The 19867-nt window shown below is 60.9% G+C and carries 20 protein-coding genes; 10 read left to right on the top strand and 10 right to left on the bottom strand.

Annotated features, from left to right (window positions below; all coding sequences use genetic code 11):
- Positions 1-31: 31 nt before the first annotated feature.
- Positions 32-1354, bottom strand: coding sequence for an LLM class flavin-dependent oxidoreductase (locus JVX91_RS19845; protein WP_205335871.1), 1323 nt, complete (start codon positions 1352-1354; stop codon positions 32-34).
- A gap of 98 nt (positions 1355-1452) precedes the next feature.
- Positions 1453-3708 carry a TonB-dependent receptor gene (locus JVX91_RS19840; protein ID WP_205335870.1) on the bottom strand — a complete coding sequence of 752 codons (2256 nt, stop codon included), beginning with the start codon at positions 3706-3708 and terminating at the stop codon, positions 1453-1455.
- A gap of 221 nt (positions 3709-3929) precedes the next feature.
- Between JVX91_RS19840 and JVX91_RS19835 the strand changes: the two genes are divergently transcribed.
- Positions 3930-4970 carry a LacI family DNA-binding transcriptional regulator gene (locus JVX91_RS19835; protein ID WP_205335869.1) on the top strand — a complete coding sequence of 347 codons (1041 nt, stop codon included), beginning with the start codon at positions 3930-3932 and terminating at the stop codon, positions 4968-4970.
- A gap of 4 nt (positions 4971-4974) precedes the next feature.
- Here the strand turns inward: JVX91_RS19835 and JVX91_RS19830 are convergent, their stop codons facing one another.
- From JVX91_RS19830 to JVX91_RS19810, 5 genes are all read right to left on the bottom strand, one after another.
- Positions 4975-5616, bottom strand: a complete 642-nt coding sequence (locus JVX91_RS19830; RefSeq protein WP_205335868.1) for a phosphoribosyltransferase family protein — start codon at positions 5614-5616, stop codon at positions 4975-4977.
- Between the two features lie 195 nt (positions 5617-5811).
- Positions 5812-6465 carry a glycosyltransferase gene (locus JVX91_RS19825; RefSeq protein ID WP_205335867.1) on the bottom strand — a complete coding sequence of 218 codons (654 nt, stop codon included), beginning with the start codon at positions 6463-6465 and terminating at the stop codon, positions 5812-5814.
- A complete protein-coding gene (locus JVX91_RS19820; protein ID WP_205335866.1) occupies positions 6462-7052 on the bottom strand; it encodes a class I SAM-dependent methyltransferase in 591 nt (196 codons plus the stop codon). Before JVX91_RS19820 ends, JVX91_RS19825 begins: the two co-directional genes overlap by 4 nt.
- A complete protein-coding gene (locus JVX91_RS19815; protein ID WP_205335865.1) occupies positions 7049-7792 on the bottom strand; it encodes a PIG-L family deacetylase in 744 nt (247 codons plus the stop codon). Before JVX91_RS19815 ends, JVX91_RS19820 begins: the two co-directional genes overlap by 4 nt.
- Positions 7789-8811, bottom strand: coding sequence for an acyl-CoA dehydrogenase (locus tag JVX91_RS19810; protein ID WP_205335864.1), 1023 nt, complete (start codon positions 8809-8811; stop codon positions 7789-7791). The genes JVX91_RS19815 and JVX91_RS19810 overlap by 4 nt, the downstream gene beginning before the upstream one ends.
- A gap of 259 nt (positions 8812-9070) precedes the next feature.
- Here JVX91_RS19810 and JVX91_RS19805 point away from each other — a divergent pair, with 259 nt between their 5' ends.
- The 4 genes from JVX91_RS19805 to JVX91_RS19790 all read left to right on the top strand — a co-directional run bounded on the left by JVX91_RS19805 (position 9071) and on the right by JVX91_RS19790 (position 10845).
- The gene (locus JVX91_RS19805) at positions 9071-9277 is read left to right on the top strand and encodes a hypothetical protein (RefSeq protein ID WP_205335863.1); all 207 of its coding nucleotides are present in this window, start codon (positions 9071-9073) and stop codon (positions 9275-9277) included.
- A gap of 341 nt (positions 9278-9618) precedes the next feature.
- Positions 9619-10044: a low affinity iron permease family protein gene (locus tag JVX91_RS19800; protein WP_205340051.1), complete on the top strand. Its 426-nt coding sequence runs from the start codon at positions 9619-9621 to the stop codon at positions 10042-10044.
- Positions 10045-10214: 170 nt separating this feature from the next.
- Positions 10215-10607 (top strand): response regulator, encoded by a 393-nt coding sequence (locus JVX91_RS19795; RefSeq protein WP_205335862.1) that lies wholly within the window; start codon positions 10215-10217, stop codon positions 10605-10607.
- 64 nt (positions 10608-10671) lie between these two features.
- On the top strand, positions 10672-10845 hold the full coding sequence (locus JVX91_RS19790) for a hypothetical protein (RefSeq protein ID WP_205335861.1): 174 nt from the start codon (positions 10672-10674) through the stop codon (positions 10843-10845).
- A gap of 88 nt (positions 10846-10933) precedes the next feature.
- Here the strand turns inward: JVX91_RS19790 and JVX91_RS19785 are convergent, their stop codons facing one another.
- On the bottom strand, positions 10934-11101 hold the full coding sequence (locus JVX91_RS19785) for a general stress protein (protein WP_205335860.1): 168 nt from the start codon (positions 11099-11101) through the stop codon (positions 10934-10936).
- A 150-nt stretch (positions 11102-11251) separates the two neighbouring features.
- Positions 11252-11512 carry a hypothetical protein gene (locus tag JVX91_RS19780; RefSeq protein ID WP_205335859.1) on the bottom strand — a complete coding sequence of 87 codons (261 nt, stop codon included), beginning with the start codon at positions 11510-11512 and terminating at the stop codon, positions 11252-11254.
- A gap of 230 nt (positions 11513-11742) precedes the next feature.
- On the opposite strand from JVX91_RS19780, the gene JVX91_RS19775 reads away from it, so the two are divergent.
- From JVX91_RS19775 to JVX91_RS19760, 5 genes are all read left to right on the top strand, one after another.
- Positions 11743-11958 carry a hypothetical protein gene (locus JVX91_RS19775; protein WP_205335858.1) on the top strand — a complete coding sequence of 72 codons (216 nt, stop codon included), beginning with the start codon at positions 11743-11745 and terminating at the stop codon, positions 11956-11958.
- Positions 11959-12597: 639 nt separating this feature from the next.
- Positions 12598-12978 carry a BPSL0761 family protein gene (locus JVX91_RS29200; RefSeq protein ID WP_345890254.1) on the top strand — a complete coding sequence of 127 codons (381 nt, stop codon included), beginning with the start codon at positions 12598-12600 and terminating at the stop codon, positions 12976-12978.
- A 1799-nt stretch (positions 12979-14777) separates the two neighbouring features.
- Positions 14778-16034 (top strand): EAL domain-containing response regulator, encoded by a 1257-nt coding sequence (locus JVX91_RS19770; protein ID WP_205335857.1) that lies wholly within the window; start codon positions 14778-14780, stop codon positions 16032-16034.
- Between the two features lie 10 nt (positions 16035-16044).
- Positions 16045-16455: a hypothetical protein gene (locus JVX91_RS19765; protein ID WP_205335856.1), complete on the top strand. Its 411-nt coding sequence runs from the start codon at positions 16045-16047 to the stop codon at positions 16453-16455.
- A 544-nt stretch (positions 16456-16999) separates the two neighbouring features.
- Positions 17000-18799, top strand: a complete 1800-nt coding sequence (locus JVX91_RS19760; protein ID WP_205335855.1) for a response regulator — start codon at positions 17000-17002, stop codon at positions 18797-18799.
- A 9-nt stretch (positions 18800-18808) separates the two neighbouring features.
- Here JVX91_RS19760 and JVX91_RS19755 read toward each other — a convergent pair whose 3' ends face one another.
- Complete coding sequence (locus tag JVX91_RS19755) at positions 18809-19732, bottom strand: fimbrial protein (RefSeq protein WP_205335854.1); 924 nt, start codon at positions 19730-19732, stop codon at positions 18809-18811.
- Positions 19733-19867 lie beyond the last annotated feature (135 nt).

Here is a 19867-nt window from a genome sequence, read left to right as displayed (position 1 = left end):
AACGGGCCGCACAGGGGCGGCCCGTGAATCGTCAGATCGTGTAGCGATTGGCCGGGCGCTTGAGCCCGAGGTGGTCGCGCAGGGTGCTGCCGCTGTAGTCGCGACGGAACAGTCCGCGACGTTGCAGTTCCGGCACCACGAAGTTGGCGACATCTTCCAGCCCGCCCGGCAGATGCGGCACCAGTACGTTGAAGCCGTCGGCGGCGCCGCCTTCGAACCAGGCCTGGAGCTCGTCGGTGATCTGCGCCGGCGTGCCGATCAGGCTGTAGTGCCCGCGACCACCGGCGATGCGCCGGCCAAGCTGGGCGAGGGTGAGGTTCTCGCGCCCGGCCAGCTCGGTGAGCAGCAGCTGGCGGCTGCGCTGGCCGCTGTCGGTCAGCGGCAGCTCGGGTAGCGGGCCGTCCAACGGGTAGGCGGAGAGGTCGAAGTTACCGAGCATGCGCGAGAGCAGGGCGACGCCGACCTGCGGCTCCACCAGCTCCTGGAATTCCTCGAACTTCTCCTGCGCTTCGCTCTGGCTCTGGCCGACCACCACGAACACGCCGGGCATGATTTTCAGCTCATCCGGCGTGCGGCCGAACTTGCCCAGGCGGCCCTTCAGGTCGCTGTAGAAGTCGCGGGCGGCGGCCAGCGAGGTCTGCGCGGTGAACACCACTTCGGCGGTCTGTGCGGCCAGCTCGCGGCCGGTCTCGGAACTGCCGGCCTGGACGATCACCGGGCGCCCCTGGGGCGAACGCGCGACGTTCAGCGGGCCTTGCACGCGGAAGTGTTCGCCTTCGTGGTTCAGCACGTGCAGCTTGGCCGGGTCGTAGTACTGACCGCTGGCCTTGTCACGGGTAAAGGCGTCGTCTTCCCAGCTGTCCCACAGGCCGGTGACCACTTCGTGGAATTCCCGTGCACGGGCGTAACGCTCGGCGTGGCCGAAGTGTTCCTGGCGGTTGAAGTTCAGCGCCTCGGCGGCGGCATCGGAGGTCACCAGGTTCCAGCCTGAGCGACCGCCGGAAAGGTGGTCGAGCGAGGCGAACTTTCGCGCCACATGGTAGGGCTCGTTGTAGCTGGTGGTCACGGTGGCAACCAGGCCGATGCGCTCGGTCACCGCCGCCAGCGCCGAGAGCAGCGTCAGCGGCTCGAAGTGATCGGAGCGGGCCATGCGGCTGGCGATGTTCGCCGTGGGCGCGGCCACGCTGTCGGCAACGAAAACGGCATCGAATTTCGCCGCCTCGGCTATCTGCGCCAGACGTTTGTACAGTGGGAAGTCGAGGCCGCCGTCAGCCGGGACATCCGGGTGGCGCCACGCGGCGACGTGGTGACCGGTGGCCATGAGAAAGGCGCCGAGGGAAAGGGTTCGTGTCATGTCGGGTTTCCTGTGAGTCCATTGGGAGGACGCAAGGCAGCGGGTTCGATCTCATGGGCGGCGCCGGGGCGAGCCGGCGCCGCACTTCCTTGGAAGGCTCAGAAGTCCTTGCGCAGTTCCACGCCGAAGTAGCGCCCATCGTCACGCGGCACCATGCGGTAGATGTAGCTGCCGCCGCTCGCCAGCAGCGGCGAGTAGGACTTGTCGGTGAGGTTCTTGCCCAGCAGGGCGACGCGCCAGCCGTCGTTGTAGTCGGCCAGGGCGATGCTGGCGTTCCACAGGCCATAGGCGCCCTGGATGGTGTCGGGGTTCTGGCTCAGGTCGTACTGCACCTTGTCCTGCCAGCTGTAGTCGGTGCCCAGTTCCACATCCAGGCCGTTGTCCAGCGGGATGCTGTAGTCGGCGCGCACATAGCTCTTCCAGTCCGGAGTGAAGGGCAGGGGCTTGCCGTTGACGTTGCAGCTCGACGCCGCACCCGGCGGGCAGGCGAAGCTGTCGACCCGGGCCTTGGTGTAGGCGAGGGCGCCGGAGAGCTTCAGCTGGCGGGTGGCTTGGTAGCTGAAGTCCAGCTCGGCGCCTTCGGTCTTCACCTTGCCGGCGTTGATCAGCCGGGTCACCACCTGGCCGGCGACGGTGTCGTAGAAGTTCGCCTGGTAGTTGTCGTAAACCGTGTGGAACACCGCCAGGTTGGCGGTCAGGCGATTGTCCAGCGCGGTGGCTTTCAGGCCGACTTCCCAGGAGTTGGAAGTTTCCGGCTTGAGCGCGTCGGTATCGCGCGGCTGCATATTGAAGAACACGTTGTACGCCGGGCCTTTGTAGCCGCGCGAGTAGGTGACGTAGCTGGTGAGCTGCTCACTGAGGTCGTACTGCAGGCCGAGGCGGCCGGACCAACCGTCCTCGTCGGTGGACCCGGAACTGGACGTGGACGGCTGGATTCCGGTCACCGCCGTGGCCGAGGTGGAGCGCCGGCGATGGTCGTACTCCAGATCGTCATGGGTGTAGCGCAGGCCAGCGATGCCACGGAAGTCTTCGGTGAAGTTCAGCGTGCTCTCGCCGAATACCGCGTAGGTGTCGCTGCGCGTGCTGTAGTCCGCCACGCCGGTGTTCTGCGTGGTGGTGGAGGTCACCACGCGGCGGTAGGTCTCGTCGTCCACGGCATGCATGTAGTACAGGCCACCGACGTACTCGAGGAACTCCCCCTTGGGCGAGGCCAGGCGCAGTTCCTGGGAGTACTGGTCGTAGTTCAGCTCGCCCTTGTCGTGGGAGCTGGGAATGCTCGCGGTGACCTGCGAAAGGCGGTCGCCATCCTGCCACTGGGTATTGTCCCAACCGCGCCACGCGCTGATGGAAGTCAGGGTGTAGTCGCCCAGGCTCCAGTCCAGCTGCGCCGACAAGCCCTTGTTGGTGTCGTCGACGTGGGTGCGGTAATCGCTGTTGATCTTGCGGTTGTCGCTGTCCGGCGTCACCGGGCGCAGCGCGTTGGTGAAAGCCGCGCTGCTGCTCTGGGTGATCACGCCGCTGGGACCGTCGTCGTTGCCCTTCATGTAATCGGCGATCAGCGTGACCTTGAGGTCGTCGTTGGGGGTCAACTCGAACTTGGTGCGTGCGCCGGCGCGGTTGTAGCCGTTCACTTCGTGGCCGTTGTAGACGTTGTCGACGTTACCGTCGTAGCTGCCCACCAGGGTGGTGACACTGGCCTTGAGCTTGCCGGGAATCAGCGTGCCGCCGATGCCGAAGCGGGTGCGGTTCTCGTTGCCGCCGCCAAAATGCGAGTAGTCGATGTAGCCGGTGGTTTCGTCCGGCACTTCGCGGGTCACCACGTTGAGCACGCCGGCCGAGGCATTCTTGCCGAACAACGTTCCTTGAGGGCCGCGCAGCACCTCGATGCGCTCGACATCGAGGAGGTCCAGCGTCGCCTGGCCGGGGCGGCCGAGCACCACGCCGTCGATCACGGTGGAAACGCTCGGCTCGACGCCGGGGGAGGTGGAAATGGTGCCCACGCCACGAACGAACAGCGAGGTGTCCTTGTTCGAGGCGCCAGTGCGGAAGTTCAGGGTCGGCACCTGCTGGACGATGCTCGACACGTTGTTGCGGTTGTCGCGCTCCAGTTGCTCACCGTCGATTACCGAGACGGCCACCGGCACCTTCTGCAGCGACTCTTCGCGGCGGGTCGCGGTGACGGTCACGGCTTTCAGGGTCGGTGCAGATTCGGCGCTCTGATTGTCACTACTGGCTTCGCCAGCCTGGGCGTTGAAGGCCAGCGCGGCGATCACGCTGGCGATACCGATGGCCAGCGCGCTGCGCCGGCCGTTGAATTGCGGACGCACAGACGTCCCCCGATGTTGCGATTGCATAGCCACTCCTCATGCCCTGGTCCGCCCTCGGTTCTCGTTGCCGGGGCGCCTTTTTCTGCGGGACTGTCACGAGCTCTCGCTCGTGCGAGTGGCGTGTCGGTTGTTGCGGACAGTCTTGGTTGTTAGCGCTAACATCGGCGAGTATCCTGATCGCTTGATAGACCGTCAAATAATTAAAAATTACGTTTATATTCCTGAAATACAGAAACAGGAGAGTCGGATTGGCCAACCAGACACCGCGCAAACGCCGTGGGGCAGGGCGCGTGACGCTGACCGCCGTGGCGGAACTCGCGGGCGTTTCCGCCATCAGCGTGTCGCGCTACTTCAATCAGCCGGCGCAGCTGTCGGATGACCTGCGCGAGCGCATCGCTGCGGCAGTTGAAGAGCTGGGCTACGTGCCAAATCAGGTGGCCGGCGGACTGGCCTCGGCGCGGGGCAGGGTAGTGGGGATGGTGGTGCCGAACATTTCCGGGCCGATCTTCGCCGACACCATCCAGGCCTTCAGCGACACCCTGGCGGCCCACGGCTACCAGTTGCTGCTGGCCTCCAGTTATTTCTCCGAAGACAAGGAAGAAAACGCCGTGCGCGCCTTCCTCGGCTGGAACCCGGCGGCGCTGGTGCTGACCAGCCATTTCCATACGCCGGCCACCGAGAAGCTGATCGCAGCGGCGGACATGCCGGTGGTGGAGGTCTGGGATTACCAGCCCGAGCGCGCGCCGATCCAGGTCGGATTCTCCCACTACCAGGTCGGCGTGGATGCCGTGCGCTACCTGCACGGCAAGGGCTACCGTCGCATCGCTTTCGTGCAGAACAGCGCTCCGGGAGACTTCAGCGCCCTGGACCGCCGTGACGGCTACGCCGACACGCTGCGCGAACTGGGAGGCGAGCCATGGATGTTCGTGCCCACCGAAAGCGCACCCTTCGATGCCGGTCGGCAAGCCATGGAAGCGTTGATGGCGCGCGGCGCGGAACGTCCCGAGGCGATCATCTTCGCCAACGACAACCTCGCCGCTGGCGGCCTGCTCGCTGGCCAGCGCGCGGGCTTGAGGATTCCCGAAGACTGCGCGGTGCTGGGCTTCGGCGATTATCCCTTCGCGCCGATGCTGCTGCCGAGCCTCTCGACCATCAAGCCGCCGGCCCGAGAAATCGGCGAAATCGCCGCGCTACGGGTCCTGCAAGCCATCGGCGTGGCGCCGCTGGAAGGCGCGGTGGAACGCTTGAACCTGCTCGGCTGCCGCGTGCTGGAGCGCGAAAGCGGCTGACGGCTCACTTGTTCAGCAGGTCGATGACTTCCTGATCGCTGAGCTGGTGGAAATCCCGGTAGTGATCGCCGACCGAACGGAAGGGCGTCGGGGTTTCCAGGCAGACCAACTCATCGACCTGTTCGCGCAGTTTCTCCACCGTTTCCGCCGGGCCGACCGGCACCGCGAGGATCACCCGGTGCGGATGGTGCTCGCGCAAACCCTTGAGCGCCGCACGCACGCTGCTACCAGTGGCCAGGCCGTCGTCGACCACGATGACGTCGCGATCCTCCAGCGTGGCGGGCGCCTTCGAGCCGCGATAGAGCACACGCCGGCGCTCCAGTTCGCGCAACTCCTCCAGCACCTGCTGCTCGAACCATTCGGGCGGCGGATCGAAGCGTTCGAGCATCTGCTCGTCCACCACCCAGTTCGGCTCGGGACCGTCGACGATGGCGCCCAAGGCGAATTCCTCGTGGCCGGGCGCGCCGATCTTGCGTACCAGCAAAACGTCCAGCGGCGCATGCAGGGCGCGGGCGACCTCGCGCCCCACCGGCACACCGCCACGCGGCAGCGCCAGGATCAGCGGGTCTTCCAGGCGCAGCTCACGCAAGGCCATGGCCAGTGCCACGCCGGCATGGCGGCGGTTGGTGTATTGGGGATAGGGCATCTGGACCTCCTTTCGCGACTCACAGCAGCTTGTCCAGGGTGATGGGCAGCTCGCGGATGCGTTGTCCCGTGGCGTGGTGGGTCGCATTGGCCACCGCTGCCAGGCGTGCTGTCGCCGGGCCTCCAGAAGTTTCAGTGGCTTGCCTGGCGTGTGAGCGAGCCGTTTTACGATGGTTCAGAAAGTCGGTACGAGCGGTCACGGCGCAGCCAGCGTGTCGAGAAATTCGCCGAAGCCACCGCGTGCGCGGTAATCGCGCCGGGCGCTGGTGGTCACGCAGGTCTGGTGCGTCCAGACGATCCGTGCGCCGCTGCGCTGGAGATCGTGCACCAGGCGTACGTCCTCGTCCGACGTCAGCGGTCGAAAGCCGCCGGCACGCCGGTAAGCCCGCGCGCAGACACCGAGATTAGCGCCGTGGACGTGGCGATGATCCTCGCGGCTCTGGTAATGGCGTTCGTAGCGCAGGCGGACCTGCTCGGCCTGCGGCGACCAGTCGGTGACGCGCACGGTGCCGCACACCGCCTCGGCGCCGAAGGCCAGTTGGCGCACTAGCCAGTCCTGGCCGACGCAGCTGTCGGCATCGGTGCAGGCCAGCCAGCGTGCGCCGAGGTCCAGCAGATGCGCGGCGCCGGCGCGGCGGGCGTGCCCGACGTTGCGCTCGCTCACCCGCAGCACCGCCACCCCCAGCGACCGCGCGACCGATTCCGTTGCATCGGTGCAGGCGTCCAGCACCACCAGGATATGCACACGCTCCCCGCCCAGTGCCGGGTGCGATGCTGCGCGTTGCAATGTCAGCAGACAGGCGCCGAGCAGTTGCGCTTCGTTGTGCGCGGGCACCAGCACGCCGATCATCGCGCCACCGGGGCGAACCAGAGTTCGAGGCGAAAATCGCGTTCCAGGTGGCGAACCGCAGGGCGCGCGCCCATCGCCTGGGCCAGGTGGCCCTGCACGTCATCACCGCTCAGTACGCAGCCCTGGATGGGGTGGCGCCAATGGCAGGCCACCAACACGCCGTCTTCGCTCAGGGCGGCGGCGGCCTCGCGACAGACCCTACGCCAGGCGTCCGCGGAGAGGTAATAGCCCAGCTCACTGAGGACGATCAGGTCGAAGCTGCCCGCCGGCCATTCCAGCGGCAGCACCTGCAGCTCCGTGCGCACATTCTCCCGTCCCGCGAGCCGGTGTCGGGCCAATGCCACGGCTTCGGCGCTGCAATCGCTGCACAGCAGATCATCGACGCGCGCGGCCAATTCCGCGCTGGTCTCGCCGTTGGCACAGGCCGGCTCGAAGCCCTTGCGAAAGCGCGGCCGTGGCAGGCAGGCCAGCAGCACGTCGCGTTTGCGTTTCTCGTACCAGCGGGTGCGAAACGCCCAGGGGTCGGGGTCGCCGCGATACAGCTCGTCGAAGTACTCGGCGCCATGGCCCTCGGAAAATTCACTCACAACAGATACACCTCGAAAGGTTGCAACAGGGTTTCCAGCAATCCCGCGCCCAGCACCGGCTTCGGGCCATCGAGCTGACTGGCGTGGGCCTGGATGGCCGCGCGCTTGCGCTCGACCAGATCGTCGTCGAGGTCCAGGCGCCGCGCGCGAGCCCAGGGGATGCGCGGATCGCCGGGGAGTGCCCAGTGCCAGGCCCAGACCGGCGTTTCGAAGTGTCGCGCACCGCACTCGGCGGCCACCTGGGCGCACGCGAGCCCGGCTTGTTCGTGGTCGCGGTGGCCATCGTGGCGCCAGGTGCTGACCAGGCGATCACCAGGACGGATCAGTTCGCGCAGGCGGTCGACGAGCTGCGCGGCACTGACGCCACTGTCCGGCAGGCGCAGGCGAGGCCATTCCCAGCCGGCAAGATCGAGCCCGAGGCGGGCGAGGGCAGAGCGACTTTCCTCCTCCCGGGTACGGCGCAGCCGTTCCGGTGTCCAGCGTGGCGAGCCGGGATGGCTGCCTTCGCCATCGGTGACGGAGACCAGCAGGCCTTCCGCGCCGACCGGGAGGCCGGCGAGGAGCCCGCCGCACGCCAGGACTTCGTCGTCCGGATGCGGCGCCACCACCACCAGGCGGCGTCCCGGGGGCAGCAACTGCTCGCGGCTGATGCGCGGCAGGCGCTCCAGCTGGGCTGATCCCCGCCAGACCGAAGCCGGCGTACAGCGGCTGCCGGCGATGAGATTCTGCGTCTGACTCATAGCGACCAGGCCTCGTCCACCGGTGCAGCCTTCAGGTGCAGGCCCAGGTGCGCCAGGTCGCGCTCGCCGTGGCTCTGGCGCAGGAACACCGGCAGATCGGCGGCGAGCCGGGCGAAACGCCGCTCGCGGCAGAAGGGGGTAGCGCCGAGGGCACGCCCCACATGCCATTGCACCGCCTCGACGGCGCCTTCCACTTGCGCGCGCACACGTCGGGCCGGCAGCTCGGCCAGCACGGCGGGGTTCTCGTCGATCCAGTTGGCGCACTCGCGCAGGGCACCGGCCGCGCCGGCCAGCGCGGCATCCACCGCGCCGAGGTGGGCCATGGCATGCGGATCGTCGCGATGGCCGTGGCGCAGATAGCTGGCCAGCCGGCAGGCCGCGCCGTACCAGCACGCCGCGATGCCCGCGCCACCCTGCCAGAAACCGGGGCGTTCCAGGTATTCCTGCGGGCCGCCGACGCACACCGCCATCGCCCCGTCGAAATCCACCGACACACTGCTCGTGGCCGCCATGCCAACGGCATTCCAGCCGGAATTGCCGATACTCACCGCGGGCTGGCCGAGCGTCACGGCCACCAGTTGCGAACGCTGCTGCTCATCTTTCACTGTGACCAGCGCGTGCTCGACAACGGCGGCGCCGGAGCACCAGGGCTTGCTGCCGCTGATCCGCACGAAGCCATCCTCGCGGGCCACCAGGCACACGCTGACGTGCGGCGGTTCGGCCGCCCACACCGCCCAGAGGCCGGGCAGGGCGTCGCCATCCAGTTCGGCGAGAATCGCCAGCGCATCGGTGTGCCCCTCGTAGAGTTTGAGCAGCGACAGATCGCTACCGGCGACGGTCGCCAGGGCCTGCCAGCGGCGCAACGTGTCGCCGCTGCCCGGCAAGGGCAGGCGATCAAGTCCGTCGCCGCTGAGTTGGCGCAGGGTGGCGCCGATGGCGGGCAACTGGCGGTCGGGCTCGAGCGGCAGATGGAAGTCGGCGAGAAGGTCGCGCAGTGCGTGCAGGCGGTCGTGAGTCATGGCATTCCCCAGCGGAGGTCCTTTCCATTGCCGACTGCCATTTCCGCGTGCAGGTTCAAACGCAATTCGCCGCCGAGCACCGCCACGACGGCTCGGAGCGGGAACCGCCGCTGGCGGGACGTAACTCCTACGCAGGATTTCTACGCTATTCGAAATGCGGGATTAATCCGTCGTTCTGACGAGAAATGAACTACATACGTTGATCCAGCGCCCCGTCATCCTTTGCGCCACTTCGACAATTCTCGCAAAGGATTCCGACATGCAACTTCACCAGGGCAACAATCAGGTTGGTGATGTTCTCTCCCTCAACATCCTGCAGGGCGAGGCCTCCGAATCGATGATGCAACTCCTGCTGACACAGGGCATCGAGATCGAGGTGAAAGCCATCGGCGAAAACAGCGTAACCATCGCCGTACGAGCGCCGCGCGGAATGATGATTGTCGAGGAAGTCGCCAGGCACGGCTGACGAGGACTTCCGTGGTGCGGTGATTTCTGACGGCTGTCGAGCGCATATTCAGGACTTGCCTGGCGCGGCAATGGCGTTGCGCTCCTACAGGTCTGCGGAGAACTTCTGAACTCCCGCAGGATTTCCCGCCTCTACCGTTCACGCACTTTCACTCGGGAAGTCCAGCGATGAACACTCAGCGTCCGGCACCGATCAACCGCACCACCGCAAAGAAACCACGCCGCAACGCCGTCCCAATCTCAGCGGAGCGGGACTACGTGACCATTCTCGTGCCCGACCTGAAACCCCACGAAGCCTGACGCGCCATGACGACCGAGCAGCGGAAGAAAAAGGGCGCAGGCCTGACCTTCTCGCGCTTCGCCCAGGCGCTGTCGCAATGGGCGGGTCGGCCGCTGACGTTTGCCCTGGCCTGCGTGATGCTGATCGGCTGGGCCCTGAGCGGGCCGTTCTTCCACTTCAATGACACCTGGCAGCTGGTGATCAACACCTCGACCACCATTATCACTTTCCTGATGGTCTTCCTCATCCAGAGCACGCAGTACCGCGACACGGACGAACTGCACATCAAGATCGACGAACTGCTGCGCACGACGCACCACGCGCATCGCTTCCTGATGGGGCTGGATGACATGGACAGCGAGCAGTTGCAGCAGCTGCGCAAGACCTATCAGGAAATGGGTGAGGAGAGCGGCAACCAGGGTTCCGCCCAGGACGTCGCCAACGACGAGGAACAGCAAGGCCGGGAGGAGCAGGGCGCCCGGAGCTGATCCACACGCCGGGCATTTTGCATCGCGCAACGCTGCCATTCGTGCGTTTTGCTGGTTGCACGGCGAGATCATGGCCCGTGCCGGCCGCTCTGCGACGGGCCTCGACTATTGTGCCCGCAGGAGGCGCGAAACTTGCTGAGCTCCCAGTCTCGACATGGGAGATGCGCGATATGCAAACGCTCGAAAACAAAATGGTCCTCGTCCTCGAAGAAAGACCCGAACAACTGCAGCGCCTGGAACACCATCTGCTGTCCCAGGGGCATGCGGTCCTCAGCGCGCTGAGCGAAGAAGAAGCCATAGAACATCTGATTTCGTCATCGGTCATCGACCTGTTCCTGATCGACGAGCAACTCACCGGCCCGCTGACCGGCGCCGCCCTGATAGAGGCCTGCCTTCCGCTGCGGCCCCGCATGCGCGTGCTGGTGTTGTCGCCCTGGGCGGAACATGGCGAGGAGGGCGTTCCGTACCCTGTGCTGCCAAAGTCCGTCGACCTCAGCGAGCTGGAAGGCGCCATCCAGCAGACCCTACGCAATCCGCCGGTGCAGCCCTGGCTGTTGAACTAAGGCTGATCGTCACGTGATGCCTGCCAAGGCATTGCCGCTTTTTCCCAGCCACGGAGGATCAGCCATGCACGCCTATCTGATTCGTTACAGCCGCGACGGCCAGCCGATGAGCACCGTGCTTTTGCAGGAAAGCCTGAGTCGCGAGCAGGCTCAGAAATTCGTGCAGGCACTGCATGGTCCGCTGGGGCGGGACTCAGGGGCGGACATCAAGGTCAGCGCGGTGCTTTGTACGCACTGAGCGAGAAGTCGTGGAGGGCAGGGGGCGGGGTGTTTCATCGAGGCGGCGCCAACGCACGGGCGCCGCTTCGATGTTTCAGGTGTGGAATTCAGCGTCCGCCGTGGCTCCGCTGGCCGCCCTTGCGACCGGCATCGGACGCGCGCTGCGGATCATTCCTGAAGTTGCCTCCACTGATCTGACCACCTTTGCGGCCAGCTTCGGATGCACGTTGCGGGTCTTCCGCGAAATTGCCTTTACCGCCTCTGTGTTCGGCCATGACGACTACCTCATAGATTGCTGAATGGACGAATGCGGGGCATTCAGTTCATCGGAAAGGAATCGTCCGCGCATGTTCGATTCGTTTTCAGATCATTGAGTCATGATGTTCGCGAGTCGCCGTTATATACAGCGGCGTCGCGATGGCGAGTCAGATGACACGTTTACGCAGCCTCTCGATCAGCTTCTGCCGTTGTTCCAGGTCCGCTTCCCAGACCTTGCCGTCCAGCGCATGGCAGATCAGCCAGATTTCCTCGTTATTGAGCATGACCGCGCCACCACCGGCTTCCGCACGGCGCTTGCGATAGGCTGCCTGCTTTTCCGCGTTGGTGAGCGCGCCGTCCTTGCGGGGCCGTCCTTTGCGCGGCGGTTCGAAAGCATCGCGGGTAGCTCTGTCCTTGGCATCCTTCATGGCGTGCTTCCTTTTTGGTAACGCGTTACATAATGATGACTGGAGAAATAGTAACGCGTTACTAAATGTGCCGGCCAGCGTTATCTCTCTACGCGAACCCTGGCATCTGCAGGCCGCGCCAATCGTCGGTTTGCGCGGTGCCTTGGCGAAAATGGGGCTATTCCTGCATTGCTCGTTGAGCAACGGAGGACATGGAGGCGGAAACGATGGAACGGCTAAGGAAGGTGCTGTTGGCGACAGCGTTCAATGAAACCTGTGTGGTGGAGGTATTACGAGAGGCCGCTCGGGAAGTCGTCTCACCCAGAACGGTTACGGCGCTGTTATCGGCAGCACAGCTACTGGAGAGCGATGCCGAAATTCTGCTGCATGCCGCTCACCGGATCGACGTGGTGCTGCACCAGGCATCATCGGGGGGCAGTCCGATCCAGTTTGTAGTGATGGATTGATGCACCGTGCGTCGCCGCGGTAACGGGTTACCGGAAAGCCTGTCTGTTTTTGGTAACGCGTTGCCGTATTGAGGTGCGCGTCGATAGGAGCCGGCTTTTCGCAGGAATGGATCCTGTCCGTGACAGCCCTTGCTCGGCGCGGGGAAACTCGCGGAGAAGGTCTGCTGCTAAAAAGATGGAATCGAGAGCGCAGGAAACGATTGGCAGTGGATCGCGTTTCGTGGGGGCTGATTCGCCGTGGCGTAATTCGGGACGCAAAGAGACAAGAGCCAAACGGTCCGCCATGACATCGTTGAACGCTGAGAAACGCAAAGATGCCAGCAAAGCAGCCTGGGAGCTGAAATCCGGCCGCGAAATCTGTGACACTCGACCCTGGCCGCACCATACGTAACTTCGCATAATGTATATTATGTTAAATTACATATCAGGCCTTAAACAGCCTCCTCCTGGTACGGCTCAGTTCTCTGAACTAAATCTCTAAAAAATCGTGCACTACAAATCTAAAATGGGAGCGCTCCTCCCGTTTTAGATCTTTAGTTCTGCAAGGCTGTCATCAGGGCTGTCGTTTGCCCTGGATGCACTACTGTGCTCAGTGCGGTTCGTGGACGCCCCCATCGTTGGGGGGTAGCATGGTTCAAGATGCGCGAAGTGTGTAACGAGCTTTCGCTCCTGCAACCCGGCCCTGCTTCGCGCTTGCCATGGCTTCTGCAATGGAGCGTACACATGACCTTGCCTAGTGAACGCACCAGATCCATTGTCCTTGCGCGCGAGCTGTTGACGCAGTTGGAGCAGGACCCTGCTCAACGGGAGGACGTGCGCTCGCTTGCTGGGCAAATCCTTCGGCACTACCCCAGTAAGGGAGAGGTTCTTTTACAGGGGATGATCGAGGAAAGCCGCCCCCGAAGCGCTGGCCTATCACCCTTCCTCAGCTCTGTCTTGACTACCCATTCCCTGCGGACAAACGAATCGCTATGGGTTCGCCTGCGCAGGAGAGCTGCCCAGGCCTTGTTAGCGTACTGATCCTGATAGTGACAACGGTGGCAACAATGAAACAGCCCCAGCCACTTTTTGACACCCTAAATGAGTTTCGGAAATTAGACTTTGACGCGTATGGCCTTGGCAATGAGCGGCTCGTTGTTAGGGAGTATCTAGAAGGTTTCCCGCCAATCTGCCAGGCTATTGAGGGTTATGTCGCGGTCCGCTCATTTCTTCACGACTACTGCGAGTGTGACTCAACTTATTCGTCTTATAGAACTCATGCGGAGCGACTTTTATTGTGGTCATTACTGGTGGCTCACAAGCCATTATTACGCTTGCAAGGATATGATGCCGGTCACTTCATTAAATTCTGTACCACCCCCCCCCATCAGAATGGATTGGACCAGTCTCCAGGTCTAGATTCTTAAGAGTCGGCGGTCGCGTGAGGCGCGATAGTGATATATTTGTCGTGAACGAGAGTTGGCGCCCTTTCAATGCAACCACTTCCAAAAAGGAAGCCAAGATTGCCTCAGAGCGCGGCAGTGCCCCACCCTTGCCTATCTACAGGGTTGGCCAGGTAACACTTTCTCACTCTACTGCTGTCTGCGTCAGCTTTTACATGCACGCAATACGTAGCGGGCTGACAGAAGTAAACCCATTTTTATCGATAAAGCGAGAGTTGCACTTGGCTCAGAGTGGGTCAAGGGATGGGTTGGACAGATCCATCACAAGTATGCAGTGGCTTTATATTGTGGAGACCGCCTGCCTTATGGCAAATAATGACCCGAATCACGAAAGGAGCCTCTTCATAATAGCCACAATATACTATTTAAATTTACATGTCTTAGATCTTGTTGGGCGAGGCGTTCATATCCCTGTCATGGGGGATATTTGTTGCGATCAGCATGGAGCCTGGTGGCTGCATCTCTATGGAAGCGAGGGACGCGAGAGAAGGACGGCGCTTCACGAGTCTTATTTTAACAATTACCTAGTTCGATATCGTCGACACTTGCAGCTGCCTCCCCTGCCCTGCGCGGGTGAAACGACGCCGTTAGTAGGAACGCTTAGGGGGCGCGCAGGCCTGTCAGACAGACATGTTCGTCTGCTGATTCAAGAGGTCTTAGATCGTACTGTTAATCGAATGTTGCTCGAAGGGTGGGCAGATGAAGAGGTCGATCGCTTACGTTCTGCATCTCTGGAATGGCTGCGTTCATCGACACCTTCTGAATGGCGAGTTTAAGGGGTCTTAAATGGCTTCCAAGTGGCTCATTTCCCCGCTGGGGGATCCTAGCGCAAGATCCGAACCGGAGCCCTCCCCTGACGGCATTGCACATCCATTCGCACTCGCTAGCTGGGACGGCAGCAAATGCACGCAGGCTAGACTGGAATAGTGCGTAGCTGAAATCGGTCCCGGCAATGCTGCGGACGATGGTCCTTGCTTTGAAGAAGTGGCCCGGAGCAGCTAGATAGCGAGGGCTGATACGCGGAAACAGATCTCGGCGACCCACTGTCTTCCTGCGACCGAGCCCTCTTCGGTCTAGGTCGCTAGGTAGAGCTTGCCTACTGATACGAGCGATCGCTCTGGATCCGTAGCTGACTCTCGTCAACGGCATCAACCGGCCAGAAGCAGACTTTCGAGAGTAAGCCCCTTCCAAGTCGAAGCCCTCAAGGCATGTAATTGGGCTGCAGGCAAGTCTTTCGTTAAGGTCGGAGGTCGACTGGCCTCACAGAACCACAGTTACAGGAAAAGTCCTACAGCAAATAGGGAAAAAAGCTTCAATACCTTACCTTTGGAAGCCCAGCAGAATTCTGCCGTCTTCCATTGTTCCAGGAGCAGGCCCATGCGCCCGCTTTCCGCCTTTAATCTGCAAGCTCCCAGCCTTCACCGCACCATTGCCTCCACATCACTACGCCGGCTTGGCTACACGACCATACTCGAGGGATCCAGCGATAGGCTCGCTCTGCGCCAAATGCGCAGAGTCGGCGGGGTCCACCTGCTCGTCTGCGACCTTCGTGTCGATCCTGCGGCTCGGCTGAACTTCCTCCAGACAGTGGCACAAGAGCATCTCGCCTATGGCGTCGCCGTTATCGGCGAGCTGGTGACGGGCACGTGGTCCACCTTGGCTCGCTTGCTCCGTCTCCAAGGGCTAAAGGTGTTGAACGGCGGGCCAACCACCCATGAACGCATGAACGCCCTGCTCGAAGAGTTCAATCCTCTTGGCATTGACTCGCCTTCGCTGCCATTGATACGCGAGATCCCCAGTGACGAGGATGTTGTCGGGGCGCTGAGCCGAGACGAGATCAAAGCAGCGCTGCAACCGAAAATTTCGGTCAGTACTGGCGGGATTACCGGTTTCGAAGTCTTGGCGCGCTGGCAGCGGGAAGATGGCGAGATCGTACTGCCTGGCTGCTTCCTGCCGGCGCTTCGCCGTAACGGCCTATTGGACGCTCTTCTCTTCACTTTGATCGACCAAGCTATCTGTGCCCTTCAGTCTTTCGGAGATCACCCGTTCCACCTCGCATTTAATGTGGAGCCGGTACAACTTTCACGCCCAGGCTTCTCGGCCCAGCTCGCACATCGCCTGCTCCGTCAGGGAGCTGATCCACGGCGGATCACCTTCGAACTGACTGAAATTGGTGCATTGCGTATGCCTGCGATCAGCCTGGACAACCTCCTGCGACTGCGGCTCCTTGGCTGCGGTCTGGCCATTGATGACTTCGGCAGTGGCCATTCCACGCTGGAGCGCTTGATTGAACTTCCTTTCACTGAAATGAAACTGGACGCCCAATTCCTCACAGAGCTGGATGACGATCCACGATGTGGCGGGGTGCTGGCGAGCGCACTCGCCCTCGGCCGCGCCCTGGGCCTGACTGTCATAGCGGAGGGTGTGGAAAGTGAGAGTCACCTGCGCCACCTACAACTGCTCGGTTACGAACATGTTCAGGGCTATTACTTCTGCAAACCGCTCATGGGCAGTGCACTCCACCACTTTTTGCGCCGCGCAGCCCGTCGCGAAAACATCGACAGTCGGCCATCCCGAGAACCTGCCCCTCGCTGTCCGATTAGCCGGGCGGAACCTCACCCGCGTGCCGATTGAGAACCACGGAATGGCCAACAAACAATTGCGCATCTTGATCGCCGATCGCCTCCACGCGGAGTCGTTGCAGGCGGAGCGTCTTCTGAATCAGATGGGCTACTACCGCATCGCAACAGCCACTTCGCTAGACGAGGTCCGTCTCCTGGGGCGTTTCACCGGTCGGCCCTTCGACGTGCTGATCATTAGCGGAAGCCTCATCGCTAATGAACCGCTTGATGGCACGTCCCTCAGCGGAGTTAGCCTTAATGGATTGATATACCATTGCCAGTATCTGCCCCATCACTTTAATCCACTTTCTGCAAGCGGAACATCCATGCAACTGCCAGGGCCGCTGAAGTACTCAGAGGTCAGAGACTTCATGCTGCGGGTTGACTCGGAGGGGAATAGCCGCAATAAATGCAGTATTGCAGAGTTCCCCTGACCCAACATGTATCCTACGTCTCTTGAGCAAATCGCGCCGCCCGCTAGCGGTGTCAGATATGTGCACAAAGATGATTATAAAATGAAAGCACCCCAAACTTAAAGAATTACATAAAGATCCTCCTGCAGCAATAATTTTGAATAGTTGAAATAAATATTTCATTTCCCAAGCGACTTGTCACGCCACGACCTCCTGCCGCCCAAAAGACCTCCTTAACTTTAAGACCTAAAAATATCCACTCGCGGATGGACCAATTCTGCATATTTTAATTATCGTCGATATGCCAAATCAAAAAGCCGCAGACCAGCTATTCACGGAATTTCCCCCATAAAAATATCTTAGCAAAGACAATCCAGCTCTTTCAGTTCAGGAAATTTTTTCAATGCCTTTATTGATTGCCATGCACCACAAAAACCCACCACCTCCTGCAAGACAAGCTATACCCAAGGCTGAGCGCGCAAGACCACACCGATCCTTATCCTGGCGATCGAAGGGTCTAGTGCTAAAGCACCAATATCATTCACCGTCCAGGCAGCTTTAGACCATGCGTAAGGTACTGATTGTCGACGAGCACCCCGTAACGCGTCATGCGCTCCGACAGCTCCTAGAGGCTGAAAATTTCGAGGTCGTTGCCGAGGCCGATAACGGTTTGGATGCCCTGGACCTTGTCAGGTCTCACAAGCCTCATTTGATGACGCTTGAGCTGTCCATTCCCAAATTGGGGGGGCTGGAACTCATCAAGCGTCTATCAGAACGAAACAGCCCAGTGAAAATCCTGGTAGTCACGTCCCAAGACTCAGAGTACTACGCCGGGCGTTGCTTGCAGGCTGGAGCGGCAGGGTTTGTCAGCAAGCATGAACGGCCGGAAACCTTCAAGGCAGCGATTGCATCGATCTACCACGGGCAAACCTACTTCCCTGTACACGCGCTGGGGACCGTGAGGAACTTCGTCAACCCGTCCAACAAGGATGGAGAGCTGCAAAAGCTCTCGGTACGCGAGTTGACGGTTTTGCATCTGCTAGCCCAAGGACTCGGCAACACCGTGATAGCTCGCCAGATGTCGATCAGCAATAAAACTGTGAGTACCTACAAGCTTCGCCTGATGCAGAAGCTGCAGGCGAACTCGATGGTTGAACTGATCGACATCGCACGGGGCCAAGGTTTGATCGCCGGCAATGTGGAAATGCAGCCTGCACCTGGGCTTACTCTGGATCCGGAGCGTCTCCAGCACCTGGAAATGCTGCATCAGATGATCAATGCGATGCCTCACCCAATCCACTTCCGGGATCAGGAGGGGCGCCTGCTGCTCTGCAATCAAGCCACACTAGATATGCACAGAGCCAGCTTGGACGAGGTGTTGGGCAAGACTGTCCTGGAAGGCGATTGGTACCCACCGGAGCAGGCTCAATTTCTCCAAGAAAAGCTGCTCGATTGCGTTAGGGAGGATCAACCGTGGAAAGGTGATTACACCATCGAACCCAAAGGCGGGCGCCGGGTGGTACATGCCTGGCTGACGCCATACCACGATAAGGACGGAAAACTGCATGGTGTGATCGGGGGGAGCATAGATATCAGTTCCCGGGCCCGGCTCATGAGCGAATTGCGCGATGCCTATGAACTGCTCGACTCCGGCCAGAGGAGTCTGAGCCACTTCATGTTGGCCGTGGCTCGCGAGTTCTACACGCCTCTCAATACCGCGGACGCCATGCTCGGCCTACTGCATAAGGATGAGGCCTTGAGCTCCACGCAACATGAGCGCCTCTCCGTCCTGCAGGCGTCCATGGACCAGATGCAATCGATGCTCAATGATTTGCAGGAGCTTTCCAGGTTCGAGGCCAATAAGCACGTGCTGGCACCGGAACGAACCAACCTGAGAATGCTGGCTGAATCAGTTACCGACCAGTTCGTCGGACAGGCTAGCCTGAAAGGGTTGCAGTTCATCGTCGACTTGCAACAGGTCCTGCAGCCTGAAGTGTGGATCGACCCCGTCCAGTTCAAACGCCTGCTGGATAACCTGCTGAGCAACGCGATCAAATTCACTGACACAGGCTTGATCACCTTCAGACTCCGAGCGATCGGCTGTGGTGATGGCTCGGTCATCATCCGCATACGCGTGAAGGATACCGGCATCGGTATCTCGGAAAATGACCAAGCAAAGATATTCGAGCCATTTGTGCAGATTCAGTCCGCAGGGCGCTATCGACAAAGTGGCACAGGACTCGGCTTGGCACTTTGCCGTCGCCTCGTTGAGCAGATGAAAGGGGAAATTCATATCACCAGCCAACTGGGCGAAGGCACTATCGTCCAGGTGGATCTAGAGGTGCCCCAAGCCATTCTCGAATAGACCGACCAGCTACTGGTAGCTCATGGTGAAGGTAGCAACCCCCTTGACCTCCCCACCGATGATGGTTCCAGTCCTCACATAGCCGGCGGTGAAAGGGATGTTCATCATGGCGCCACTGGTGGTGGCGATGGATATCTGATTGGGGTTTCCTGCTACGGCGCTGTCGACACCGAATCTTACCGGCTGCGAATTGTAGTTGATGCGTATTCCAACCCCCGATGCCGACTGCGGGCCAGGCGTTAGGCTCAGTACATCGCTGGTGTTGGCAGCATTGTTGTTATCACTGAAGGTCATGTAGACCTTCAATCCGGTCGAACAGCCTTCCAACTGAATATTGAAGTTGGCACTCCCAGCAGTGCTCCCGATATTTCCGAAAGCTGTGCTGTTGATCTTGGCTAAAGGCACTGAGAAATTTTGTGAGCCAGTGCTGACTGAGCAGGTCCTGGACGTAAAGGTTGCACTGCCGGCAACCATCAAGTTGATAGGGATGATTGTGCTGCTTCCTGCCAGGTCGGCCTTATCTACAACCTTCAACTGGCCGATAACCCCAGGCAATGTAACGGTGCCGGAAACAATGGTTTTTCTTGTAGAGACGAGGCGCACACCGAACGATGCATCCCAGTAATCGGTGACACCCGTTATTATATCCACCCAGTCACTCTGAAGTGGCGCGCCTGGATCAGCGTCCCGGCTGCGGCCTTTGAAAACGACACCAATACCCGGCACGTTGGTTGTATATATCGGATATCCGTCAATACTGCTCCCCTCCAACGGGAGGGTGATTTTCCCCTGCAATGTCCTGTTTGCATTTGTACATGAGTTATAAATTCTGGAGTACCCCGAAGCAGGGCCGTACACCCAGTTTGTCAGGTAGCGCCCCGTAGGACTTCCAACGGTAGTAATTGGAGTGCTGGGAATGGTTGCCGTAAGCATCGGTGTCACCGGCGCACTACAAGTAATCCCCGCGTGGACCTGCGATGACATCATTAGCCCCACGATTGTCAGAAGCAGGACTTGTCCGAAGCACTTTGTAAATATATTCATGATTCAGTACCTATACGTAATATC

This window comes from Pseudomonas sp. PDNC002 (assembly GCF_016919445.1).
GTDB lineage: Bacteria > Pseudomonadota > Gammaproteobacteria > Pseudomonadales > Pseudomonadaceae > Pseudomonas.
This window is presented reverse-complemented; position numbering and strand designations above follow the sequence as displayed.

Coding starts and splice junctions, on each gene's coding strand:
- JVX91_RS19785 (WP_205335860.1), bottom strand. CDS start 11,101: ATGGCCGAACACAGAGGCGGTAAAGGCAATTTCGCGGAAGACCCGCAA.
- JVX91_RS19830 (WP_205335868.1), bottom strand. CDS start 5,616: ATGCCCTATCCCCAATACACCAACCGCCGCCATGCCGGCGTGGCACTG.
- JVX91_RS19795 (WP_205335862.1), top strand. CDS start 10,215: ATGCAAACGCTCGAAAACAAAATGGTCCTCGTCCTCGAAGAAAGACCC.
- JVX91_RS19770 (WP_205335857.1), top strand. CDS start 14,778: ATGCGCCCGCTTTCCGCCTTTAATCTGCAAGCTCCCAGCCTTCACCGC.
- JVX91_RS19790 (WP_205335861.1), top strand. CDS start 10,672: ATGCACGCCTATCTGATTCGTTACAGCCGCGACGGCCAGCCGATGAGC.
- JVX91_RS19825 (WP_205335867.1), bottom strand. CDS start 6,465: ATGATCGGCGTGCTGGTGCCCGCGCACAACGAAGCGCAACTGCTCGGC.
- JVX91_RS19780 (WP_205335859.1), bottom strand. CDS start 11,512: ATGAAGGATGCCAAGGACAGAGCTACCCGCGATGCTTTCGAACCGCCG.
- JVX91_RS19815 (WP_205335865.1), bottom strand. CDS start 7,792: ATGAGTCAGACGCAGAATCTCATCGCCGGCAGCCGCTGTACGCCGGCT.
- JVX91_RS19840 (WP_205335870.1), bottom strand. CDS start 3,708: ATGCAATCGCAACATCGGGGGACGTCTGTGCGTCCGCAATTCAACGGC.
- JVX91_RS19760 (WP_205335855.1), top strand. CDS start 17,000: ATGCGTAAGGTACTGATTGTCGACGAGCACCCCGTAACGCGTCATGCG.
- JVX91_RS19765 (WP_205335856.1), top strand. CDS start 16,045: ATGGCCAACAAACAATTGCGCATCTTGATCGCCGATCGCCTCCACGCG.
- JVX91_RS19810 (WP_205335864.1), bottom strand. CDS start 8,811: ATGACTCACGACCGCCTGCACGCACTGCGCGACCTTCTCGCCGACTTC.
- JVX91_RS19845 (WP_205335871.1), bottom strand. CDS start 1,354: ATGACACGAACCCTTTCCCTCGGCGCCTTTCTCATGGCCACCGGTCAC.
- JVX91_RS19805 (WP_205335863.1), top strand. CDS start 9,071: ATGCAACTTCACCAGGGCAACAATCAGGTTGGTGATGTTCTCTCCCTC.
- JVX91_RS19755 (WP_205335854.1), bottom strand. CDS start 19,732: ATGCTTACGGCAACCATTCCCAGCACTCCAATTACTACCGTTGGAAGT.
- JVX91_RS29200 (WP_345890254.1), top strand. CDS start 12,598: ATGCGCGAAGTGTGTAACGAGCTTTCGCTCCTGCAACCCGGCCCTGCT.